The sequence below is a fragment of the Streptomyces sp. 796.1 genome (assembly GCF_047525675.1).
In the GTDB taxonomy this organism is placed as follows: domain Bacteria; phylum Actinomycetota; class Actinomycetes; order Streptomycetales; family Streptomycetaceae; genus Streptomyces.
Genome location: NZ_JBLIWA010000017.1, coordinates 28,581 through 51,440, shown reverse-complemented (window position 1 = coordinate 51,440; position 22,860 = coordinate 28,581). Strand labels below are relative to the sequence as shown.

Annotated in this window: 19 protein-coding genes; 16 read left to right on the top strand and 3 right to left on the bottom strand. The window is 70.6% G+C overall.

The window, feature by feature from the left end; genetic code table 11:
* The first annotated feature begins 60 nt into the window (after positions 1-60).
* Together ACMA1D_RS13610 and ACMA1D_RS13605 are read left to right on the top strand one after the other, a co-directional pair.
* Positions 61-864, top strand: coding sequence for a DUF4255 domain-containing protein (locus tag ACMA1D_RS13610; RefSeq protein WP_414724197.1), 804 nt, complete (start codon positions 61-63; stop codon positions 862-864).
* Positions 861-3,047, top strand: a complete 2,187-nt coding sequence (locus ACMA1D_RS13605) for an ATP-binding protein (RefSeq protein WP_414724196.1) — start codon at positions 861-863, stop codon at positions 3,045-3,047. Before ACMA1D_RS13610 ends, ACMA1D_RS13605 begins: the two co-directional genes overlap by 4 nt.
* Before the next feature lie 31 nt (positions 3,048-3,078).
* Here the strand turns inward: ACMA1D_RS13605 and ACMA1D_RS13600 are convergent, their stop codons facing one another.
* The 3 genes from ACMA1D_RS13600 to ACMA1D_RS13590 form a co-directional block, all read right to left on the bottom strand.
* Complete coding sequence (locus tag ACMA1D_RS13600; protein WP_414724195.1) at positions 3,079-3,273, bottom strand: hypothetical protein; 195 nt, start codon at positions 3,271-3,273, stop codon at positions 3,079-3,081.
* A 110-nt stretch (positions 3,274-3,383) separates the two neighbouring features.
* On the bottom strand, positions 3,384-4,019 hold the full coding sequence (locus ACMA1D_RS13595; RefSeq protein WP_414724194.1) for a hypothetical protein: 636 nt from the start codon (positions 4,017-4,019) through the stop codon (positions 3,384-3,386).
* A gap of 20 nt (positions 4,020-4,039) precedes the next feature.
* Positions 4,040-7,999: a phage tail protein gene (locus ACMA1D_RS13590; protein WP_414724281.1), complete on the bottom strand. Its 3,960-nt coding sequence runs from the start codon at positions 7,997-7,999 to the stop codon at positions 4,040-4,042.
* A gap of 534 nt (positions 8,000-8,533) precedes the next feature.
* Between ACMA1D_RS13590 and ACMA1D_RS13585 the strand changes: the two genes are divergently transcribed.
* From ACMA1D_RS13585 to ACMA1D_RS13520, 14 genes are all read left to right on the top strand, one after another.
* A complete protein-coding gene (locus ACMA1D_RS13585) occupies positions 8,534-10,096 on the top strand; it encodes a phage tail sheath family protein (protein WP_414724193.1) in 1,563 nt (520 codons plus the stop codon).
* A gap of 51 nt (positions 10,097-10,147) precedes the next feature.
* Positions 10,148-10,591 carry a phage tail protein gene (locus ACMA1D_RS13580; protein WP_176160556.1) on the top strand — a complete coding sequence of 148 codons (444 nt, stop codon included), beginning with the start codon at positions 10,148-10,150 and terminating at the stop codon, positions 10,589-10,591.
* A gap of 17 nt (positions 10,592-10,608) precedes the next feature.
* A complete protein-coding gene (locus ACMA1D_RS13575; RefSeq protein WP_414724280.1) occupies positions 10,609-11,073 on the top strand; it encodes a hypothetical protein in 465 nt (154 codons plus the stop codon).
* Positions 11,070-11,213 (top strand): DUF6760 family protein, encoded by a 144-nt coding sequence (locus ACMA1D_RS13570; RefSeq protein WP_414724192.1) that lies wholly within the window; start codon positions 11,070-11,072, stop codon positions 11,211-11,213. Before ACMA1D_RS13575 ends, ACMA1D_RS13570 begins: the two co-directional genes overlap by 4 nt.
* Positions 11,214-11,391: 178 nt before the next feature.
* Positions 11,392-13,428, top strand: a complete 2,037-nt coding sequence (locus ACMA1D_RS13565; protein ID WP_414724191.1) for a hypothetical protein — start codon at positions 11,392-11,394, stop codon at positions 13,426-13,428.
* Positions 13,429-13,551: 123 nt separating this feature from the next.
* Positions 13,552-13,983, top strand: a complete 432-nt coding sequence (locus ACMA1D_RS13560) for a phage tail protein (protein WP_414724190.1) — start codon at positions 13,552-13,554, stop codon at positions 13,981-13,983.
* Between the two features lie 44 nt (positions 13,984-14,027).
* Positions 14,028-14,960 carry a peptidase M23 gene (locus ACMA1D_RS13555; RefSeq protein WP_414724189.1) on the top strand — a complete coding sequence of 311 codons (933 nt, stop codon included), beginning with the start codon at positions 14,028-14,030 and terminating at the stop codon, positions 14,958-14,960.
* Entirely contained in the window at positions 14,954-16,867 is a 1,914-nt protein-coding gene (locus tag ACMA1D_RS13550) for a VgrG-related protein (protein ID WP_414724188.1), read from the top strand. The genes ACMA1D_RS13555 and ACMA1D_RS13550 overlap by 7 nt, the downstream gene beginning before the upstream one ends.
* A gap of 232 nt (positions 16,868-17,099) precedes the next feature.
* A complete protein-coding gene (locus ACMA1D_RS13545) occupies positions 17,100-17,375 on the top strand; it encodes a PAAR domain-containing protein (RefSeq protein ID WP_414724187.1) in 276 nt (91 codons plus the stop codon).
* Positions 17,376-17,377: 2 nt separating this feature from the next.
* Positions 17,378-17,785 carry a GPW/gp25 family protein gene (locus ACMA1D_RS13540; protein WP_414724186.1) on the top strand — a complete coding sequence of 136 codons (408 nt, stop codon included), beginning with the start codon at positions 17,378-17,380 and terminating at the stop codon, positions 17,783-17,785.
* Positions 17,782-19,767 (top strand): putative baseplate assembly protein, encoded by a 1,986-nt coding sequence (locus ACMA1D_RS13535; RefSeq protein WP_414724185.1) that lies wholly within the window; start codon positions 17,782-17,784, stop codon positions 19,765-19,767. The genes ACMA1D_RS13540 and ACMA1D_RS13535 overlap by 4 nt, the downstream gene beginning before the upstream one ends.
* Position 19,768: 1 nt before the next feature.
* Positions 19,769-20,329, top strand: a complete 561-nt coding sequence (locus ACMA1D_RS13530; RefSeq protein ID WP_414724184.1) for a phage tail protein — start codon at positions 19,769-19,771, stop codon at positions 20,327-20,329.
* Complete coding sequence (locus ACMA1D_RS13525; RefSeq protein WP_414724183.1) at positions 20,326-21,783, top strand: NADase-type glycan-binding domain-containing protein; 1,458 nt, start codon at positions 20,326-20,328, stop codon at positions 21,781-21,783. Before ACMA1D_RS13530 ends, ACMA1D_RS13525 begins: the two co-directional genes overlap by 4 nt.
* A 218-nt stretch (positions 21,784-22,001) precedes the next feature.
* Positions 22,002-22,349, top strand: a complete 348-nt coding sequence (locus ACMA1D_RS13520) for a DUF6191 domain-containing protein (RefSeq protein WP_414724182.1) — start codon at positions 22,002-22,004, stop codon at positions 22,347-22,349.
* Positions 22,350-22,860: the final 511 nt, after the last annotated feature.

The following is a 22,860-nucleotide window of genomic DNA, read 5'->3' as shown; positions in this document are numbered from 1 at the left end:
CGAGCGGGCGAGCCCCGCGGCGAGGACCCGCGCAGGCAACCGACAGAGGGAGAGGGACGCGTGATCCACGAGGTCGACGAGGTGCTGCGGTCACTGTTCCGTACGGATGTGCTAGCCGGCGCGCAGATCGCGGTCGTCTTCGACGCACCCACCCGCGAATGGGCGGCCAAGGTCAACGCCCCCACGGTCAACCTGTATCTGTACGACATCCGCGAGGACATGCGGCTGCGGGAGCGCGGGCTGCACAACGAGTACGACGCGCGCGGGGTCGTCGTGGCCCGCCGCCGCCCGCCGCGGTTCTTCAAGCTCTCGTACCTGATCACCGCCTGGACCAAGCGGCCCGAGGACGAACACCGCCTGCTTTCCTCCCTGTTGACCTGCCTGCTGCGGCACGAGTCGCTGCCGAGCGAGCGACTGACCGGATCGCTGGCCGAGATCGGTGCGGCCGTCCCGATGACGGTGGCCCTCCCGCCACCCGAGGACCGCTCGTTCGCGGATGTGTGGAGCGCGCTCGGCGGCGAGCTCAAACCCTCGCTCGACCTGGTGGTGAGCGTCCCGGTGACCGAATCCCCGGTCTATCCGGTGGGCCCGCCCGTCACCGACGAGGGGCTGCGGCTCGGCTTCACCGACCACGATCCGCAGGGCGCGGCGGAGGTTCCGCGCGAACGAGCCCCCGGCGGCGCCGAGTTGCCGATCTACGGCCGGCAGCCCGGCCGCCCCGACCCGGCCGTGCCCGACCCGGCCGGCGGGCCCGAAGCGGCCGGCGGGCCCGAAGCGGCCGGCGGGCCCGAAGCGGAACCCGGACGAGGCCGCCGGCGCCGCCCCGGCATCGGCCGCCGGATCTCGGAAGAACGGCCAGGATGACCAACGAACTCACTGATCTACACCGCGAGTTGAGCTTGCGCCACGTCCTCGCACGGGCCGCCCTCATTGAGGAACGGGTGCGCCGCGCGATCGACGCGCGCCAGGCCACCGACCCGAACCCGGACGACGCGTTCCGCGGCCTCTACCTGGACGACCACACCGTACGACGCCTGCTCGACGAGGGCCGCACCACCACCGACCCCGACCCGACCGACGCAGACCGACTCGCGGCGGCGGAAGCATGGGCGGACCAGGCGGAGGCCCTGACAGGGCAGGACGACCCCGGGGGCAAGGTCGGGGGCGCAGACACGGGTACGGGCACGGAGAAGGCGACGACCACCGCCGCCCCACCCCACACCCGACTGCGCGCCCTCACCCAGACCTTCGCCCTCACCCCGCTCGACGTCGAGGTCCTGCTCATCGCGTTGGTGCCGGACTTGGACGACCGCTTCGAGCAGTTCTACGCGTACCTCAACGACGACGTGACCCGGCAACGCCCGTCGGCCGGCCTGGCGCTCTCGCTGTGTGGCGTGTCACCGGCCGATGCGCGGGCGCGGGGCCGCCTTGACCCGGCCGCGCCACTGCGTGCCGGCGGGTTGTTGTTGGTCGAGGAGCCGGACCGCCCGTTCCTGGCGCGCGCGCTGCGCGTCCCCGACCGGGTGACGGCACACCTCCTGGGCGGCGACACCCCTGACCCCCGGGTCGCCGACGTGCTGGCATCCTGGCACGGCGCTCCGGGTACGGACTGGCGCCAGGCGCCAGGCGCGGGCGACCCGGCACCGTTGGCAAGGGCCATCGCCGGCGGCGTCGGGTTGACCTACCTGCGCGAGGAACAGGGCGGTGCGGGCACGGCACTCGCCGCGGCGGCGCTGGCGCGCGCGGGCCGATCGGTCATCGGCGTGGACCTGGAGCGCCTGGCGGCCGACCCGCACCCGACGGACGCCGTACGCATCCTGGTCCGCGAGGCCCGCCTCACCGGCGCCGGTCTGGTGGGCGCCCCCATCGACCCGCTGACCAGGGAGAAGCCTGAGGTGATCCGCCTCGTCGCGGAGGCGGAACTACCGGTGGTGCTGGTCGGACGAGCACCGTGGGACGCGACGTGGTCGGCCCGCCCGCCGTTGTTGCTGCCGGCCCCGCGGGTGGGCCCGGCCGAGCGGGCAGAACTGTGGCAGCGGGCGCACCCCGCGCCCCTCCCCCACGACCTCGACCTCCCGCGCCTCCTGTCCCCCTTCCTCCTCACCCCCGCCCAGGTCACACAGGCGGCGCACAGTGCGGCACAGACGGCGCTGCTGGACGGCGGCGCGCTACGGGCCGAGCACGTACGGGCCGGCGCCCGGGCCCAGAACGCGGCTGGCCTGGACCGTCTGGCCCGCCGCATCGAACCCGCCGTCACCTGGACCGACCTGGTCCTCCCCGCCGACCCACTGGCCCAACTCCGCGAACTGGCCGCCCGCGCCCGCCACCGCGACCGCGTCCTCGGCGACTGGGCCATGCGCCCCGGCGGCGGCCGTGGCCGCGGCGTGGCGGCCCTGTTCGCGGGCGACTCGGGCACGGGCAAGACGATGTCGGCCGAGGTCATCGCGGCCGACCTGGGCCTTGACCTCTATACGGTCGATCTGGCCACAGTCATCGACAAATACGTAGGCGAGACGGAGAAGAACTTAGAAAAAATCTTCTCCGAAGCGGCCGGCATCAACGGCGTACTCCTCTTCGACGAAGCCGACGCAATCTTCGGCAAACGCTCAGAGGTGAAGGACGCCCACGACCGCTACGCCAACGTCGAAAGCGCCTACCTCCTCCAACGCATGGAGTCGTTCGACGGCTTGGCCATCCTGTCGACCAACCTCCGGGCCAACTTGGATGACGCGTTTACGCGCCGCCTGGACCTGGTGGTGGACTTCCCGATGCCGGATGCGGAGCAGCGGCGGGTGCTGTGGGAACGGTGCCTTGGCCCACTGTTGCCCCGGGCGAAGGGCCTGGACCTGGACTTCTGCGCGGAGTCCTTTGAGTTGGCGGGCGGCAACATCCGCTCGGTCGCGGTGACGGCGGCGTACTTGGCGGCGGAGTCCGGGGGGCCGGTCCGCATGGAGGACCTGATCCACGCGGTGCAGCGGGAGTACCAGAAGCTGGGGCGGCTGACGTTGGCTTCGGAGTTTGGGGAGTATGTGGGGTTGTTGGTTTGAGGGGTGGTGGCTTGAGAGTGTCGTGGATGGGTCAGACCTTGGTGGTGGTGAGGGCCTTGCCACACAACATGCGCAGGTCCTCGGTGTCCGAGGTGAGCACGGTGACGGGACCGGGTTGGCGGAGAGCGGTGGCCGCGGCCATCGCGCCAATGGCGTACTTGCGGCCGGCGAGTTGGCCGGCGTCTTGGAGGAGCGTGACCGCGTGGGCGGCTATCCCCTTCGTCACGGGCTCAACCATGAGCCGTGAGAGCGCCCATGCCATGCGGGCCTTGTGCACGCCGCCGGGTGGCCTCGGGTATTGGCCCACTCGTTCATTCGCTTTCGGGAGGGACCCCTCTATTGCTCGAAGAGTTCAGCCACGCTTGCCGGCTGTTCCTCTAGCTTTCGCTCCAAGGCATCAGGAGGGATGATCGGGTGATTCCGCTCCGGAAAGCTGGTCAAACGCAGACCAGGGCGGCAAAGACGAAACTCCCGACCGCTCCGGTAGTACGAATAGGGGAGCCCCATTTCATACATAAGTTTGTTGATTTTCTGCTCGCGTTCGCCAGATTTGACGATTTTGACGCCCCGATCAAGAAGTTCAGGAATGACCATCTCATAAGACTCATCGCTTAGCGGATTCCCAGTCACGTCCAATCGCATCAGATGAGGGCATCGTAATAGAGGGCTCAGGTCCACAACACGATTTCTCATCAGTTCAACTACATTGACCGAGGTGCTGAAACTAGCCAATTCTTCTAACGCGCTGTCTCGTGAGATGACGACGCTGAGCGACGACATATTGGCCAGTGGCGCCGACGCCGCATCGCAGCCAGTCATAATGAGAATTTCGAGACCGCGGCACCTCTCTAGCCCGGTCAATGACTCTGCATGCGCGACCTGCAACTCTGTTATCTGCGCCAGCTTGGCGTCATTTGGCGGCTGGTTCGAGCCTAGCTGACCTGCAATTGCTGACATGAGGACCGAGTCCACTCGTGTCACACCTCCAGTGGTCAACCACTTTGCCCTAAGGCGGTTTTGGCGTTACCGAAATTTCGCAAAACTCTTGCGTAATTGAGCACCTGTATGTCCGCAAGTTGTTGGAGAGAGATATTCTTCATTTCTACTACTTTGACAGTCTTCTGCGTATGCTCCTCATCAATGCTGACCGTCTTGTGCTTATAAGTACCCGTCACTTCGAGACCGTATACCTCCTGCGGGAGGTTGGGGTCCAATTCACCATTCCAGATAAGGCCCCCATCGACAAGCTTCTCCTCTAAATATTCAAGGAAGCCCTCTGCATCTTCGCTCTTCCCCTCTGGATCTTCCTGGAAGGACTCAAACATTCCCCTTAGCCCGCCAGGAGCTATCCTGATATCTGGGTTAGGGGGGAGCTTCCGGTCTTTCGGATCCCCGTGATATATGGGGTCAGCCTCGGCACTGTAGGTATTTTCCTTGAAGCCTCCTGTATGAGCCGAGAGATTCCGGCCCGTAATTTCCTTGGTCTCGGCCGTCACTCTGAGGTCCCAGATAACGTCACAGGTGAACGACCTGAGTTCCGACTGTAGGGTGACCCATTTAGCAGCCTTCTCGATCTCGTCTGGATTGCGAGACCTGATGGCAACATCAAGCACTCGGGTGATGTAATTGGTGGGTATCCACTCATGGCGTCCGGGTCGCACTTCTCTGAACTGTTCCTTTACCCAATTTGCGTTAGCGCTGTTGGCGTTCCACACTTGAAGAAACTTATCCGACGTAAACCCCCCTACCTCTCCCCCGACTGCCATCACCTTGAGGAAGTTCACTATTTTTTCGGGGCCCGGCGCAGCTTGGACTGCCTCCTTTAAGTCAGGGTCGGCTTTAGCCCCCGTCCCCGGAAGGTCCTCGAAGGTACCGTATCGGTAATCGCCGAGCACGAACCTTATCTTGGGGATCTCATCGGCGACCTTCTCATCACCCTGCTCCATAGCCAGGTCGTTGACTTTGGCAGGGCCACTCCTCTGCATTCTCTTGAGCACGCTTGCGCCGAGAATTTCAAGAAAATTCTTTCGCACACCGTGCGGCGGAGAAGGGTCTTTGTCGTGAAATGTGTAATCGGTGAACTCTTTAGTCTCGGCTAGGTCCTTTGAACGCTTTTTGTTGAAGTATCCAAGTAATTCTTTGTGCGTGGAACTTTTCTCTAAGTACTTGAGGGATTCATTTTCGGTACCGTTCAGGTCGCCTCTCGTCCAGATGGACTGCCCTCCCACTTTTGACTTCTCGATCTGCTGGGCCCAGTCCTTGTAAACCTTGTCGCCCACGTACTTGTTAGGGGCATAATCCAGTAGGCTCTTTTTGATGCTCGAAACGAAGACCTTCTTCGTTTCGAGTTCTGTATCCTTACGCCTTCTGGGATTGACCGCACCATCGACCTTCCAGGTATCTCCCTCTTCTTGGGCCGTGAGTTCGGCAAGGCGATATCGTTTTTTGATTGAGTTCAACATCGGTCGAAGCGTGGTGGCCGACACAAGGCGCCCACTATTCTTGCTGAGTGCTTTGCTCGCAGCCGCTATTGCCTTGTTTAGTCTCTGCTGCTTATCTTCCTGGCTCTCGCTTTCTGGAGCGTTTTTGTCTTTCCTGCGCTCATCTTTGGATAATTTCTTTCTGAGCTTGCTCCAAATCCCCTTCCCCTTCCGCGCGATCACCCCCACCAACTTGTCAATCGCCCGCTTAACCGGCCGCCCCGCCGCCCGCAGTACGCTCTTCACCTTGTTGGCCAGCCCGCCAACCCCCACCAAGGCGGCCAGGAATCCAATCAACAGCGGAATGCTCGCCGCCAAAGCAGCCTCAACCATCTTCGGAACCCCAGCACTGCCCCCACCCGCAATGGCAATCACCGCATCAAGCACCGCATTGACGAACTCAACAATCTGCGCACCCTGATTAACAATGAAAGTAATAATGTCGATTATGCCCTTAACCGCCCGCACGAAAGCCGAAGCCGGTGTCAGCAGCGAAATAATCCACGAGATGCCCGCGATAATGACCGTCGGCACCAAATAAGACTTCAGGTCATCCAGAATCTTGGTCTTCAGGTCACCCGTGTCGGCCTGGATTTCGTCCATCGCGCCGGCCGGGCCCTCCCGCGACAGTGCCCCCGCCACCGGCACCGACTGCTCGACCTTCTCCATGGCCGGCTCGGGCACCCCCTTCGCGACGATGCGGGCGCGGAGGTTGTCCCAGGTGAGGCCGAGCATGGAGACGACTAGCTGGATGATGCCCTTCATGTCGAACTTGGCCGGGATCTCGATGCCTTCCTTGGTGGCGGTGCCGAGGAGCCAGGCGACCAGGCCCTTTTTCAAGTGGTCCAGGATGTTGGACGTGAAGAGGTTGAGGCCGGCGCTGACGGCCTTGACGAGGTTGCCCAGGAAGCCGATGGGGTCCTTGATGATCTTGCCGATGGCGGATGCGGCCTTGGCGAGGATGCCCATCAGGAGGTTCTTCAGTTCCAGGATGGTCTTGATGGCCCCGACGATCGCGTCCTTCGCCTTCGCGATCAGGCCCTTGTTCTCGTCCTGGAGCTTCTTGATCTCCTCATCGACCTTGTTGAGTGCCTCCGTGTACTTCTGGGCCAGGGTCTGGACGAGTTCGTCGGACTTCTCGTTGACCTTGGCTTCCAGGTCCTCGAACTTTCCCTCGAAGTCCTTGGCCGCCTCCTGGCCGTACTGCTTCAAATCCTGCGGGAGCTTGTCTACCTCCGTCTTCAGCTCCGTACGGCCCTGTTTGATACGGGCCTTGGCCTTGCCGAGTTCGGTGCCGATCGTGTCGGCGATGGAGGAGATGACGGTCTGCATCTTGGAGACGTAGAGTTTGCGCGACTCCTGGAAGATGTTCAGGCCCTCCTGGGGAAGGCCCTTGAACTTGTCCTTGACCCAGCGCAGCTTGCCGCGGAAACCCGAATACCGCTTGTCCTTGTACTTCTTCATGCGGCGCTTGTGGTCTTCGGTGAACGCGTCCCTGGCCGCCTTCTCCCCCTTGGCGAACTGGTCGTCCACCTTCTTGTCCAGGCCGCTCAGCGTGGATTCGACGTCCTTCTTCGCCGCGTCGAAGACCTTCTGGAGCTTGGCCGTGACCTCTTCGCGCTTCTTCTCGTCCTTCGACTTCGTCTCGCCCTTGCCACCGTCGACCTGCTGACCGGCCTGGGTTCGGGTCGCGGTCAGCGAGGCCATCGCACTCGCCCCGGCCGCAGCGGCGCCCGCCTTCGCGTCCGTCAGTTCCTGGTTCTCGGCCTGCCGGCCCTGCGGCCCGGCCTTCGTCGAATGCGCCTCCGCCTTCTTCTTCTCGCTCAGCGCCTCGTTGAACTGCGGCTCATTGCCCTTGGCGAGCTGTTCCTCGGTGACCTCCGCATCGGCCATCGCCGCGTCGTTGGCCTTCGGGCCCGCGGAGAAGTCCGTCACCGCCGGCGGCTGCTTGTCCGGCACCGCGTCCGCCGCGCTGGGCGCGCCCGGCTTCCCCGGCGGCTTGTCCGCCGTCATCGGGGTGACCTTCTTGGTCTTGGCCTTCGAGGTGTCGGGGGCGGCCTTGGTAGTGGTTTCGATCTCCTTGGCCGAGGTCTTCTTGCCGTCGGTGACCTTGCCGTCGACCTGTTCCTTGACCTGGTCGGCCTTGCCGGAGTCGGCGAACTTGTCGGCCTCGTTCAGGTTTTTCGGCGCCTGCGCGGCAATGGCCTTGTTGACCGCGTCGATGAATGCCTGTTTGTTGAACTCGCCCGGCTCGGCCGCGTTCATCTTCTCGGCCTGTGCCGCCTTGCCCTGGGCTTCCTTGTCGTCCGGCGGCGCCACCGCCGCGTCCTGTGCGGCCTTCGACTCCGTCGTCGCGGGCTGGTGCTGCTTGATCGCCTGCTTCTTCGTCCCGACGTCGGCCTTGACCCGACGGAAGCCCGGTGCCTGAGCGGGTGCGGGCTTCACCGGCGCCGCGTACCGCTGGGCGACCAGCCGGGAGACCGCCGCGTTCCCCGCGGCGCGTTGCAGCCGCTGTACGGCGCGCCGGTCGAGGCCGCGGCCTCCCGCTACCGGCGCCCGGCCACCGGCCGGCACGGCCCGGGTCGCCCGTGACGTCTCGGCGGCGGCTCCCGCCGCCGGCTCGGCCGCGGGTTCGCGCACCGCGGCGCTGCGCTGCGCTGAGGCGGGTCCCGCGGCGGGCGGGCGCCCTCGCGTGGTGGCGGGCGTGTCGGGGGCGCTCTTCACGGCGGCACCTGGCTACCGCCCGGGTGATGTGCGCATGGTCCGCTCCCCGATCCGCCAACTCCCTGTGTGCACAGGTGACTTGATCGCCCAGGGTGCGCCCAGGGCGCCGTACTTCCCAGGGCGGTCGGGGAACGTCGCCGTGCACCCCGCGGTGTCCGGTCGACGATCGGGCCGCTGCACCTTGGGGCAACCCGGACGGCACGCCGGGTAGCCCGAAGTCCTTTTCCGTTGATCGATTGGCTGAGCAGAATCGCTCTCGTTTCCCCGGCCAAGGAGAGTGGTATGCCGTCGCCGTACCTGTCCCCGGGCGTCTACGTCGAAGAGGTGGAGTCCGGGTCACGCCCCATCGAGGGTGTGGGGACCTCGGTCGCCGCCTTCATCGGTTTCGCCCAGAAGGGCCCCTTCAACGAGCCGACGCTGGTGACGAACTGGACCCAGTTCGTCACGGTCTTCGGCGATTTCGTGGCGGGGACGTACCTGGCGACCTCCGTCTACGGGTACTTCGCCAACGGTGGCGGCGTCTGCTACGTCATCCGCATCGGTGGGCCGCGGGCCGACCAGGTTCCGGAGCCGGCCGAAGGCGCCTCCCCCGACGTGGCGGACGGCGCCCCGCAGGCACGGCTGGGGCCCTACGTCGTACGGACCCTGCCGGGTGTCACCGGTGAGGTGAAGGTCGAGGTCAGCGACGCGGACGCAGAAGATCCGCCGCAGGACGTGTTCAAGCTGACCGTGCGGCACGACGGCAAGGTCGCCGAGACGTACCCGATGGTGACCACCAAGCGCAGCAAGGAGAACGTCGCCACCCAGGTGACGGCGCGCTCCCGGCTGATCGCCTTGGAGGAACCCGGCAAGGGCGCGGCGCCGCCGCGGCCCGAGCCGCAGTCGGTCACGCTGGCCGTGCCGGCGGGCGGCGGCGCCGACGTGGCGCCGCAGGAGGTGTCGGCCGAGTCGTACGTCGGCGATGCCGACCAGCGGACCGGCTTCGGCGGTCTGGAGGCCATCGAGGACGTCACGATGGTCGCCGTCCCCGATCTGATGAGCGCCTACCAGCGGCGCGTGCTCGATCTGGAGACGGTGATCGCGGTCCAGCAGGGTCTGATCGCGCACTGCGAGCTGATGGGCGACCGGATCGCGCTGCTCGACCCGCCGCCGGGGTTGAGCCCGCAGCAGGCCAAGACCTGGCGGGTGGAGACGACGGGGTTCGACTCGAAGTACGCCACTTTGTACTACCCGTGGGTCAAGGTGTTCGACCCGGCCGTCGGGCGCAATGCGTTCGTGCCGCCCAGCGGGCACGTCGCCGGCATCTGGGCCCGCAACGACGCCTCACGCGGGGTGCACAAGGCGCCGGCCAACGAGGTGGTGCGGGGCGCGGTGGCGCTCCAGACGCAGGTCACCAAGGGCGAGCACGACCTGCTGAATCCGATCGGCGTGAACTGCATCCGGGCCTTCCCCGGCCGCGGCATGCGGGTGTGGGGCGCGCGGACCCTGGCCAGCGACCCGGCCTGGCGCTATCTGAACGTACGGCGGCTCTTCAACTATCTGGAAGAGTCGATCCTGGCCGGCACCCAGTGGGTGGTGTTCGAGCCCAATGACGATGCGCTGTGGGCCCGGGTGCGGCGGACGATCTCGGCGTTCCTGGTCAACGAGTGGCGCAAGGGTGCGCTCTTCGGGCTGACCCCGCAGGAGGCGTTCTACGTCAAGTGCGACCGGGAGACCAACCCGCCGGAGAGCATCGACGCCGGTCAGGTGATCTGCGAGGTCGGGGTGGCGCCGGTCAAGCCCGCGGAGTTCGTGGTCTTCCGGCTCGCCCAGCTCTCCAGCGGTTCCGGCGCGGTCGACGAGTGATCTGGCCGGGTCAGGCCCTGGACCGCCACCCACTGATTCAAGGAGGCTGCTATGCCGCTGCCCGATCTCGACAGTTCCGTCGGGCATTCCTTCGGCCTGGAATTCGACAGCGTGCTGATCCGGCAGATCACCGAGGTCACCGGGTTGAAGATGGAGCAGGACGTCATCGAGTTGAAGCAGAACACCGCCGACGGCAAGTACGCGATCAAGAAGCTTCCCGGGCGGCCCAAGGCCGGTGAGGTGACCGTCACCCGCGGGCTGACCGAGGACAACAGTTTCGAGCGGTGGATCACCGATTCGCGCTTCGGTCGGATGAACAACGCCCGCCGCAACGGGTCGATCATCGTCTACGACTACGAGGGCATTCCGATCAAGCGGTACAAGCTGATCAACGCGTGGCCCAAGACGCTGGAGATCAGTGCGCTCAAGGCGGGCGACACCTCGGTGTTGACGGAGAAGCTCGCCATCACCTTCGAGAGCATTGAAGTCGAGTGATGCGCAGGCGGACCAGCATGCCCACCCTGCCGCCGGCGGACGCCGCGGCTTCCGACGAGCGAGCTGCCGACGGGCAGGGCGCGGGGCGCGACGGGGGGCGGGGCGAGCGGCTGCGTACGGAGTTCGGGTTCGAGCTGCCGCGCGGGTACGTGGACGAGTCGGGCACCGTGCACCGGGCGGGCGTGATGCGGCTTGCGACCGCGCGGGACGAGTTGGTGCCGCTGCGGGACGACCGGGTGCGGGAGAGCCGTGCCTACCTGTCGGTGGTGTTGATCTCCCGGGTGCTGGTCAAGCTGGGCACGATCGAGGACGTCCACACCGGGATCGTGGAGGACCTGTTCGCCTCTGACCTGGCGTTCCTCCAGGACTTCTACCGAAGGATCAACTCCGAGGGGCACACCAGGGCCTCGGTGACCTGCCCGTCGTGCCGGGACACGTTCGCGGTGGACGTCGCCGGCGGTGGTCGCCTGGGGGAATCGTGACGTACGCGGCGGACCGGATCCACGAGGAAGTCGCGTACCTCGCCTACCACTTCCACTGGTCGCTCGACCAGATCCTCGATCTGGAACATGCGGACCGGTTGCGCTACGTCGACCAGATCGCCCGGTTGAACGGGCAGTGAGCCGCGGGCCACGAGCGGGGAGGGCGGGTCGTTGAGGGGATTGCGGGCGTGGCTGTCCGGCCGTGGCCGGGCCGCACCGGAGCAGGGAGCGGCGGCTGGTGCCGCTGCCGATCCGTCGGCTGCCGGCGGGTCCGCGGACTCCGCTGCGCCGGGCCGCGGGGGGCAGCCCTGGCGGGAGGTGCCCCCGCTGCAACGGACGGTGGGCGCGGCGCCCCTGCTGACCGACCCGGAGCCCTTCCACGCCTCGCTCGGCACCTGGCAGGACGCCTCGCTCACCTCGACGCTCGGCCACCTCGTCAGCCCCGACGCGCCCGCCGGCCTCGGCCACGGCCTGACCGAGCCCAGCGAACCTGGCGACCCCGGCAGCCCCCTACCTGCTGCCGCGCCCGACACGGCGGCCCGGCCCGCCACGCCGTCCCCGTCCACTTCCCCGACCGGCCAACCCACCACCTCCGTACGGCACTTCACCACCGGAGCCACCCACCCGCCCGAGCCGTCGGCGGCGCTCCAGCGGATGGCCACCGAGCCGCTGACGTCGGCGCGCCCGCTGGAGACCGCCTTGCTGCGGGAGCTGGGGGAGGTACGAGAGGTACGAGAGGTAGGGGACGTGTCGGACGGGGCGCAGGCGACCGGGGTCGACGCGCATCGCGCGCATCAGCCGGCCAGCGCCGACGGCGGCCCGGGGGCAGCGGCCGTGCGGGCCGCGGATTCGGCCACCGTACAGCGGTCGATGCGGCCTGCGGGGCCGGCCGACGGCACCGCCACCGGTCGGACTCAGGGGACGCCTACGGGCCCCGGGGCGGCTGCGGGCGTACGGGGCGTGGGGCTCGGGGCACCGCTGGCCGGCCTACCGCCCACCGCGCAGCGCACCCCGGCGGCCAGCACCAGCGCGGGGCCCCCGCCGCCCGGCCCGTCCGCGGAGGAAGTGGCCACTGGTGGCGGGACAGATCCCACGGACGCGTCAGAGCCCGCCGCTCCCCCGCCGACGCCCGAGCCCACCGCCACCACCGATGCCGCCGCCGAGCAGCCGTCCCCGGCAGGGCCACCGGACCGGCCACTGCTCGCCGACGCGCCCCTGGTCGCCCGCCTGCCGCAGACGGAACAACCGGCCCCGCTCCCGCTGTCTCCGACCACCCGGGCCGGCGGGCCTCCGGTCAGCGCACCGTACGGGAGCGCGCAGCCGGTGGATGCGGGGGCGCCGGCCGCCGTACAACGGGAGGTCGCAGCGGGCCCGGCGGCGCAGGGCGCGGGTGCGGGGCCGGTGACGGGCGCCGTACAGCGGGCGCCGGTTCCCGTGCGGCCGGCCGCGGCCGACGGTACTCCGCTGCCCCCGCCTGCCGCGGCGGGCCCGGTGCGCCCCGTCGTGGCGCCGCTCGTGGCACAGCGTTCGGTGCCGCTGTTCTCCGCGCCGGTGCGGGAGGCGCTGGGTGACGATCCGCGGGACGCCGCGGCGGAGACGGCCGTACCGGTGCAGTGGTCGGAGCCCGCAGGGGCGGCACCGGCCGCGGCCGGTGCGCCGGCGCCCACCGCCGGCCGGCCCGCGACCGAGGTGCAGCGGTGGAGCGGACCGCGGGCCACGGTCTCGGGGAACGGAGCGGGTCCCGGCGCGCCGTCGGGCGATCGGACGTCGGCGGGCTCGGGGCCGGTGCCCCTCACGGCCGGCTCGGGCCCGTCAGGCAGCACTGGGCAATGGGCCTCCCTGCAACGGGCCGCGGCGCCCCGGCATTCCGCGCCCCGGCCCGCCGCGTCCGGGCGGGTCGAGTCCGCCCGGGGTGCGGCGGCCGGGCCACTGGTCGATGCCGGCGCGGTGGCAGTGGCGGCGGGGGTGGCGCAGCGGATGGCCGACGGTTCGGTGGTCTTCCAGCGGCCGGCTGCCACCCTGCCGACGGTGGTCCAGCGGGCGGCCGACCCGGATGAACCACCGCCCCCGGAGCCACCGGACACGCCGTCGGATCCGCCGCCCGACCCGGCGGGGGGTCCCGTAACCGCCGACGATCTCGCGCCAGGGGGCGATCCGGCGGCCGACGGGGAGCCGCCCGCGGGGGCGGAGCAGGGGGACGGGCGGCCTGCGGACGGCGGACGGGCGGCGGACGGTCCTGCCGTCACCGACGCCCTGGTACGGGCGCTGTTCGCGCCGCTCAGTCGGCTCCTCAAGGCGGAGCTCAGGTTGGAGCGCGAACGGGCCGGCCATCTGATCGAGACCAGGTACCGATGACGGGACAGCAGGCAGGACCACCAGCCAACCCCCGTGCACGAGCCCACGCACAGGCAACCGACATGTACGGGCACCCCCACGCACCAGCAACACCCATGACCAAGCAGGGAAGGGAGGTACGGCGTGAGCGTGACCGATGACCCGGCGGTGACCGTGTGTTTCGTCGTCACCATCGACGGCATCGAGCTGGGCTCCTTCAACACGTGTGAGGGGCTGGGCTGTGAGGTGGTGCTCGAACAGCGCGAGGAGGGTGGCAACAACGGTCACCTGTGGCAGCTTCCCACCCGGCTGAAGTACCCGAACGTCAAGCTGTCCCGGCCGCTGACCCGGGAGACGGAGCAGGTGGCCAGGTGGTTCGCGAGCATGACGAACGGGTTCAAGCGCAAGACGGCGCACATCGAGGCCAGGACCGGGGACGGGAAGAAGGTCGCCCAGTGGGGGCTGCTTGAGGTGGTTCCGGTGCGCTGGACCGGCCCCGCGTTCAACCCCGAGTCACCCAAGGTGGCCGTCGAGACGATCGAGATCGCCCACCACGGCTTCGTCATGGAGGGCTGAGCCGTGGGCGGGTGGCGCGGCCCGGTGCCGGGGAGGGGGAGGCGATGAGCGGCGCGGTGGCGTTCAGTGCGGCGGGCACCGGTGGCGCGGGCGGTGCCGGCGGTGCGCGGCCGAAGTTGGAACACGCCTACCTGGAGATGCGCACCCCGCCGCCCGGTGGCAGTCTCACCCCGGGCGGGCCGGCCGGGCGCATCGACTTCCAGTTCAACCCCAAGGAGTTGACGCTCACCAAGGCGGCGGCCTGGAAGCGCAGCCCGGCCAAGGGCGCCAAGAGCGCGGGGCCGCCCGAGTACCAGGGGCCGAAGCCGAGCAAGCTGACGGTGGAGATGTTCTTCGACGCCAGCGACACCCAGGACACCAGCGTGGTGACCTCGGTGGAGAAGCTGCTCGCCTGTTGCGTGCCGACCAGCGAGACCCGGCAGCAGCGGCGTTCGTCGCCGCCGTGGGTGGTCTTCCACTGGGGTGGGTTGACCGGCTTTCCCGGCTATCTGAGTCAGGTCCAGGTGAAGTACACCCTGTTCACCACCTCCGGGGTGCCGATCCGGGCCGTGTGCCAGGTGACGATGGAGGAGATCAGCGGGGAGACGCCGGGCCAGAACCCGACCTCGGGGGCGCTGCACGCGCGCCGGGTGCACCAGGTACGCACCGGCGACACGCTGCCTGAGCTCGCCTGGCGCGAGTACGGGGACCCCACGATGTGGCGGGTGATCGCCGAGGCCAACGGCATCGACGATCCGATGCGGCTGGCCAACGGTCAGGAGTTGCTGTTGCCGGCGCCCGACGAGCTGGCCAGGTTGCACGCGCCCACGCAGGTGGGGCGCTCCGGTCCCGTCGGCCGGGCTGCCGCCGGCGGCCCGGCTTCCGGCCGGCCGGCGGGTCAGCTCGCGTCGGCGCCGCGTGCGGTGGCCGGGTGGGGCCCGTCCGCCGCTCCCGGTGTGGCGTCAGGACCCGCGGCGGCGGGGGCGGTCCCGTGGTGAGGCACAGCGTCGCCAAGACGTTGGTGGTCGAGGTCGCGGGCCGTCCGCTGCCCGCGGTGTGGGCGAACGCCCTGGTCGAAGGGTACGTCGACGACAGTCGTACGCTGCCCGACCTGTTCCTGTTGCGCTTCCGCGACCCGAGCCGGGTCTTCCTGGAACAGGCCGGCATCGAGATCGGCGCCCCGGTGCGGTTGCTCGCCGAGGCCGGCGAGGGTGGTTCGGGACCGTTGCTCAGTGGGCACGTCACCGCCCTTGAGGTGGACATCGACGACACGGGGACGTTCACGGTGGTGCGCGGTCTCGACGAGTCGCACCGGCTGTTGCGGGGCCGGCGGGTGGCCAGCTACCAGAACATGACGCTCGCCGACGTCGTCGCCCGGGTCGCGCAGCGCGCCGGGTTGCGCCCCGGCACCGTGGACGTGGCCGGGCCCGTGCTGGAGCACGTGGCCCAACCCAACGTCAGTGACTGGGAGTTCCTGTGCACGCTGGCCGCCGCCGCGGGCGCGCAGGTGTGGGTGCGGGACGGGCAGCTCCACGTGACCAAGCCGACCGGGGCCAGTGGCGCGCCGGGCACCGCGGCCCGCGCCGACAGCAACCCGCTCGTCCTGGAGATGGGTGACAACCTGTTGCGCTGCCGGGCGGCCGTCTCGGCCGCCGAGCAGGTCTCCGCGGTTGAGGTGCGCGGCTGGGACGTACGGGCCAAGCAGCCGCTGGTCGGCCGGGCCGACGCCGGTACGGCCAGCACGCTGGCGCTCGGGCTGACCGCGGCGCAGGCCGCCGGCCCCTTCGGCGAGGCCACCTACGTGGCGACCGACGCCGGGTACGGCAGCCAGGCCGAGGTGGATCAGGCGGCGAAGGCGCTGGCGGAGCGGATCGCCGGTTCCTTCGCCGAGTTGGAGGCCGTCATCCGGGGCAATCCGGCGGTGCGGGCCGGCGGCGCCGTCACCCTGACCGGCGTCGGCAAGCCCTTCGACGGCCGGTACACGGTCACCTCCTCGCGGCACGTGTTCGACGCGGCGCGCGGGTACGAGACGTGGCTGACGGTCTCCGGGCAGCAGGAGCGTTCGCTGTACGGGCTGGCCGGCGGCCCGGCGGACGGTCAGGGCGGTGGCGGGCACCGGGCCGGTCTGGTGAACGCGACGGTGACCGACACCAAGGACCCGGAGGGCCTGGGTCGGGTCAAGGTGCGTTTCCCGTGGCTGTCGGACGAGTACGCGAGCGACTGGGCGCGCACCGCCCAGGCCAGTGGCATCGGCGGCGGCGAACCGTTCATTCCCGAGGTGGGTGACGAGGTGCTGGTCGGTTTCGAGCAGGCCAGGATGGACCGGCCGTACGTGCTCGCCGCGCTCTACAACGGGCAGGACAAGCCGGGCGGCGGCGGGCCTGCGGGCGGCGCGGCTGGTGGTGCTGGTGGCGGTGCCGGAACAGGGGGTGCGGCCGGCGGCGGGGCCGTCGATCCCACCAGTGGCGCGGTGACCAAGCGGTCCTTCGGCTCCAAGGGTGGCAACAAGTTGGAGCTGCTCGACGCGGCGAACGGCCCGCAGGGCCTGCGGCTGGTCACCGGCGACGGCAAGCTCAGCATCAACCTGGACCGCAAGGGCACCACCATCGTGCTGCACAGCGACGGCACCGTGGAGATCGAGGCCGGTCAGCAGGTGTCCATCAAGGCGGGCAGCGGGGTCTCGCTCGACGCGGGTCAGGGCGCGTTGGAACTCGCCGGCGAGGCGGTGCGGCTGACCGCCCGCAGCGGGGTGCAGGTGGACGGCGGCAACGGTCAGGTGAAGCTCGCCACGACAGGCTCCGTCGCCGTACAGGGCCAGCAGGTGGCGGTGCACGGCAGCAACCGCACGGAGGTCAAGGGTGGTTCGACGGTGTCCATCAAATCTCCGCTCATCCGCATCAATTGACCTTGTGTCAGCACACATTGGAGTGCACCGGACGGAGCACGGGACGGGGCAGCAGCACCACGCGGTACGTGGTGTGGCGCGGTACGGAGCCCCGGGGAGCGGGCCGTACGCGGCGTGGCCGGGCCGCCCGGGGAGCCGGCGGGAGCACCCGAAGAACCGCACGGGGCGCCCAGGGAGCCGGCCGCGGCGCCCTCCGGCGCACGCCGACAGATCGCCGAGGGGGATCGCACACATGCCAGCAGCCGCCCGGGTGGGCGACCCGACCGGGCACCCCGGGGTGCTGACCGGGCCGGGTGTGCCGACCGTACTCATCGGCGGGCGCCCGGCCGCCACTGTCGGCACCCCGCACCAGTGCACGTCACCGGCCGCGCACCCGGCGTCGGTCCTGCTCGCGCCGGGCAGCGCCACGGTGCTGATCGGTGGCCGGCCGGCGGCCCGGGTGGGCGACGCGGCGGGCTGCGGCTCGCCGGTCGTCGCCGGCTGTCCCACCGTCCTGATCGGAGGCTGACCGTGGTCCAGCAGTTCATCGGCGCCGGCTGGGCCTTCCCGCCCCGTACCGACGCCACCGGCAGCATCGCCCTGGTCCGCGGTGGGCAGGAGATCGCGGAGTCCATCCGGCTGATCCTGTCCACCGCGCCGGGCGAACGGCCGATGCGCCCGGAGTTCGGCTGTGCGCTGGGTGACTACGTCTTCGCCCCGGCCGATGCCGGTACGGCCGGCCAACTCGCCTACGAGGTGCGGCTCGCCCTGGAGCGCTGGGAGCCGCGGATCGAGGTGGCCGACGTGGCGGTGCGCTTCGACGAGGCGGACGAGGGCGTGCTCTACATCGAGATCAGCTATGCGATACGGGGCGCCAACGACCCGCGCAACCTGGTCTTCCCGTTCTACGTGATCCCCCGGCACGAGGAGGGGCCGTGACGCTGCCCAGTCCGCACCTGGACGACCGGCGCTTCCAGGGGCTGGTGGACGAGGCCAAGCGGATGGTGCAACAGCGCTGTCCCGAGTGGACCGACCACAACGTGTCGGACCCCGGCGTCACCCTCATCGAGGCGTTCGCCACCATGGTCGACCAGCTCATCTACCGGCTCAACCGGGTGCCGGACAAGAACTACCTGGCCTTCCTCGACCTGATCGGGGTGCGCCTCTACCCGCCGACCGCGGCCCGTACCGACGTCACCTTCTGGCTGTCGGCCCCGCAGCCGGAACCGGTGCGGGTGCCGGCCGGCACCGAGGTGGCGACGGTGCGGACCGAGGCCGAGGAGGCGGTGGTCTTCACCACCGGCGCCGCCCTGTCGATCGTGCCGTGTTCGCTGGAGCGGCTGGCGACCTGGCCGGTGCGGGCGGAGGCGACCGACACCACCGAGGAGTTGGCGCTCGGCCGCGACGTGCCCTGCTTCGGCAGCACCCCCCGCCCCGGCGACTGCCTGTACGTCGGCCTGTCCCAGCCGGCCCCCTCCTGCGTGGTCGTGCTGCGCCTGGACTGCAAGGTGGAGGGCGTGGGTGTGGACCCGCTCCGCCCGCCGTTGCGCTGGGAGGCGTGGGACGGCAGCGCCTGGGTGGCCTGCGAGGTGGACAAGGACGACACCGGTGGCTTCAACAAGGCGGGCGAGGTCATCGTGCACCTGCCGGCCGGCCATCTGGCCTCGGTGGTGGCCGGCCACACCGCGGGGTGGATCCGCTGCCGGCTGCTACCGGCCGCGGCCGACCAACCCAGCTACGTGGCATCGCCCACGGTGCGCCAGCTCACCGCGTTCACCATCGGCGGCACCGTGGAGGCCAGCCACGCCGAGACCGTCACCGAGGAGGTCATCGGCGTCTGTGACGGGGTGCCGGGGCAGAGCTTCCAGGTGGCCAGGCCGCCGGTGGTGCCGAGTGCGGAACCGTTCGTCGTGGAGGTCGCCGAGGGCGCGGGCTGGGTGGAGTGGACCCGGGTCGACGACTTCGCCCACTCCACCGCGTACGACCGGCACCTCACCCTGGACCCCAATTCGGGGCGGGTGGACTTCGGGCCGGGAGTGCGCGAGAGCGACGGGACGCTGCGGCTGTTCGGCGCGGTGCCGCCGAAGGACAGCACGGTGCGGGTGCGGCGCTACCGCACCGGCGGCGGCCGACGCGGCAACGTGGCCCGGCACGCGCTGCGCATCCTGCGCAGTTCGATGCCGTACGTGGCCCGCGTTGACAACCGCCGCCCGGCGCTCGGCGGCGTCGACGGGGAGAGCGTCGAGGAGGCGCGGGTGCGCGGGCCGCTGACGTTGGCCACCTTGCACCGTGCGGTGGTCCCGCACGACTACGAGCAACTGGCCAGGGAGGCGGCGCCGGACGTGGCCCGGGTGCACTGCGTCCCGGTGGGTGAGGTGGCGGGCGCCGGGGACGGCGGCGGGCCGCCGGGCGGTGCGGACGCCGGCGGGGTACGGCTGCTGGTGGTGCCGGCCGGGCGCGGCGACGAGCGCGGGCGGGTCCGCTTCGACGATCTGACGCCGGCGCCCGAGACGCTCGCGGCCATCGCCGGCCACCTGGACGAGCGGCGCCCGCTGGGCACCAGGCTGCACGTGGAGCCGCCCTACTACCAGGGGGTGACGGTAGTCGCCACGGTGCAGGCGCAGCGCGGTGCGGCCACCGACCGGCTGCGCGAGGCGGGCCTCGCCGCGCTCTACGGCTACTTCAATCCGCTCTCGGGCGGACCCGATGGCGAGGGCTGGCCGTTCGGGCGGCCGGTGCACGCGGGCGAGGTGTACGCGGTGTTGCAGCGGCTGCCCGGCGTGGAGTTGGTGGAGGACGTGCTGTTGTTCCCCGCCGACCCGGTGACCGGCGAGCGGGCCGAGCCCACCAGCAAGATCGTCCTCGATGAGCACGCGCTGGTGTTCAGCTTCGAACACCAACTGCGGGTCAGGGAGGTGTGAGGTGCGCGCCGCGATCCCCGGGCTGCCCACGCCCCACCCGCTGGCCGATCAGCTCCCCGCCGTCTATCTGGACCAGGACTTCCTGGTGCGCTTCCTCGGCGCGTTGGACGAGGTGTTGGCGCCGGTGCTGTTGACCCTCGACAACCTGCCGGCCCATCTGCATCCGCGTACCGCCCCGGAGGACTTCGTGGACTGGCTCGCGGGGTGGGTGGCTGCCCGCACCGACCGGGAGCGTCCGGTGGAGCAGCGCCGTGCGGTGGTGGCCGGGGCGGTGGTGCGGCACCGCCGGCGCGGCACCCTGGCCGGCCTCGCGGCGGCGATCGCGGTGGAGACGGGGCACGAGCCCGAGATCACCGAGAGCGGCGGCACCACCTGGTCGCTCGCGCCCGGCGACCCGCTGCCCGGTTCGACGCCGCCGTGGGTACGCGTACGGCTGCGGGTGCCAGAACCGGAGCGCATCGACCGGGCCCACCTGCTCCGGCTGGTGGCGGCCGAGGTACCGGCACACCTCGGCTACCGGGTGGAGGTCCTGCCCGTCGACGAGGGGGCGGGCCCGGCATGACCTGCCCCGACTGCGGCCACCGCAACGAGCCCGACGCCCAGTTCTGCGCGTCCTGTCGGGCCTTCCTTGAGTGGACCCGCAGCGCGGAGCCCACCGGCCAGGGCGCGGGGGCCGCTCCGCCGGCGGGTACGGGCCGGCCAGCCGGTACGGGCACGCCGACCGCTCGGGCCGACACACCCACCCCGGAACAGCCCCAGCAGCAGCCGCAACCGCGGCCCCAGCCGCACCCACCGGACCAGCCACCCGCCCCCGCCCCGAGCCCCGCGACCGCTCCCCCGCCGGGCCCGGCCGACCTCGCGAACGGCCGAACCGGCACGACGAACGGCCCGGCCGACACCACGGACGGCCCGCCCGTAAGCAGGCCGCCGGCTGCCACCGCCGCGCCCCCGCCCGCCGCTGCCGCCCCACGCGGCACAGCAGGAACAGCAGGTGCGGGGTCCGCGGCAGGCGCCTCGCCGAGGACCCCACCGCCCCTGCCTCCCGCGCCCGAGCCGCCGGCCCATCCGCCGCACCGGGCGGAGCTGCGTACGGCGGGACGGGGCGCGCCCGACGCCGACGCCGCACGGCCCGGCCCCGAGCCGGCGGCCCCCCGTCGCCCCGGCGACCGGCACGGTGACGCGGAGGCCCCGGGGCCCGACCACCGGGTGCCGCAGCACACCGCGGCGGCCCCGGCGCCGAGCACGGGCGGCGGCGAGGTGCGGGGCAGCCGTCCCTGCCCGCGGTGCCGGGCGGACAACCCGTACGAGCGGCGGCTCTGCGTGCGCTGCGGCGCGGAGTTGGACGGCGCGGCCCCGGCGCCCGGCCGACGCCGCGCGTCCTGGTGGCGGCGGCTGTTCGGGCGGGACCGGGACCGGGTGCTCGTGGCCGGCAGCCGGCCCCGTCAGCGCACCTGGCCCCGGCCGCGGCTCACGCTGCCGCTGACGCTGCTGGTGTTGCTCGGCGCGGCCTACCTCGCCCGCTCCCAACTCTCCGACGCGCTCACCTTCACCCAGGACCAGACCGGCAAGCCGGAGGCGCTGCGCCCCGACGGCAAGCGTGCGTCGAGCGCGGCCGAACGCCACCCGGCGGGCGCCGCCTTCGACGGGTTCAGCAACCGTTACTGGGCGCCCGGGCCAAAAGGCCAGGCCACCGGCGAATACCTGGAGGCCACGTTCGACAAGCCGGTACGGCTGCGCAAGCTGCTCGTCATCTCGGGCCGCTCCCAGAACCAGGACGAATTCCTCACCCAGGCCCGCCCCGCCGAGCTCACGGTCACCCTCACCGACAAGGACGGCGACCGCTCGACGAAGGGGATCAGCCTCAAGGACCAACCCGGCCAGCAGACCTTCGACGTTCGCGGCTCCGACGTCGTCCGCGTACGCCTCACGCTCGACACGGCGTACGGGACCGGTGGCAAGGGCGAGGAGGGGCATCACGTCGCCGTCGCCGAGGTGGAGTTCTTCGGCCGGCGGTGAACGGGGGGGGCTCCGCTGGAGGCGGTCGACTGGCGTTCCCACGGGCGGGCGCGGGATGTGCGCCCACGGGTCGCGGAGCACGGGCACGCCTATCGGCCGCTCCCTCCCGGTGCGCCGCCCGGCTCCGCCCCTCTGGCGGGAGCCCGGGTTCCCCCAGCGCTGCGCCAGGCCAGTGCACGACGGGGGCGGGCCGGTGCCCGGCGGCGGATACTGCCGCTATGGGATTCATCGTCTTCATGACGCTGCCGGGGTTGGTCATCGCGCTCACCGCGGTCGCGCTCGTCGATCAACTGCTGCTCCGCGCGGGGCGGGCCGGGCTCTCGCCGTGGCGCAACAGCGCCCGGCAGGGGCAGATATCGGCAACCGGATTCGAGCAGTTGCACGCCACCTTCTCGGCCGGGAAGCAGCACGAGCTCAAGGAGCGGCAGTCGTCGCTGGTGTTGCGGGACGACGAGGAGGACGGAGCACCCCCGCACCGCACGACGGTGGACCTGACCGCGGGCACCGCGACCATCCGTACGGGGGCTGGCGGCCGACGGCCCGGAACCGGGCACCGGCCGTCCTGACCGCACCGCGCCGCCCACGCCGTACCGGCGCCGGCCCGCGAACAGCCCTCCCCGCCAGCGTCGCGAGGGGCAGCACCGCGACCGACAACGGCCGGATTCGTCCTTGACGCCGCCCCCTGGCACATGGAAGTCCGGGCCCCGGCAGCTCTGCTGGGAACGGCACCGCGCCCGTCCCGGCCCCCGAAAGTCCGCCCGCGGGCCAACGGGTGGCCGGCCACGCCGCCCCACCCGACGGCCACTCTGCCGTGCCCGAGCGGCCGGCCCGGGACCGCCCGGACCTGACAGACCATCACCGAAGAGGGCCGGTGGCGAGGTAAGGGCTTTACCAAGTCGGGGGCGGTGGTTCGGTGCGATTGCGGCGGGTGAGCGGGGTCGTTCGCCCACCTCGGGCACACCCGGCTCCGCACCCACCACGACCCCACCGGCCCCGTCAGCACAGGCCCGCGCGGCCCCAGCGGCGAACCCGAGCCCCACAAGTCACCGAAAGGGGGCGGCAGTCAGCGGGAAAATG

Excerpts from the sequence above, each read along its gene's own strand:
- ACMA1D_RS13605 (WP_414724196.1), top strand. The coding sequence starts at position 861 with ATGACCAACGAACTCACTGATCTACACCGCGAGTTGAGCTTGCGCCAC.
- ACMA1D_RS13585 (WP_414724193.1), top strand. The coding sequence starts at position 8,534 with ATGCCGTCGCCGTACCTGTCCCCGGGCGTCTACGTCGAAGAGGTGGAG.
- ACMA1D_RS13580 (WP_176160556.1), top strand. The coding sequence starts at position 10,148 with ATGCCGCTGCCCGATCTCGACAGTTCCGTCGGGCATTCCTTCGGCCTG.
- ACMA1D_RS13575 (WP_414724280.1), top strand. The coding sequence starts at position 10,609 with ATGCCCACCCTGCCGCCGGCGGACGCCGCGGCTTCCGACGAGCGAGCT.
- ACMA1D_RS13555 (WP_414724189.1), top strand. The coding sequence starts at position 14,028 with ATGAGCGGCGCGGTGGCGTTCAGTGCGGCGGGCACCGGTGGCGCGGGC.
- ACMA1D_RS13545 (WP_414724187.1), top strand. The coding sequence starts at position 17,100 with ATGCCAGCAGCCGCCCGGGTGGGCGACCCGACCGGGCACCCCGGGGTG.
- ACMA1D_RS13525 (WP_414724183.1), top strand. The coding sequence starts at position 20,326 with ATGACCTGCCCCGACTGCGGCCACCGCAACGAGCCCGACGCCCAGTTC.
- ACMA1D_RS13520 (WP_414724182.1), top strand. The coding sequence starts at position 22,002 with ATGGGATTCATCGTCTTCATGACGCTGCCGGGGTTGGTCATCGCGCTC.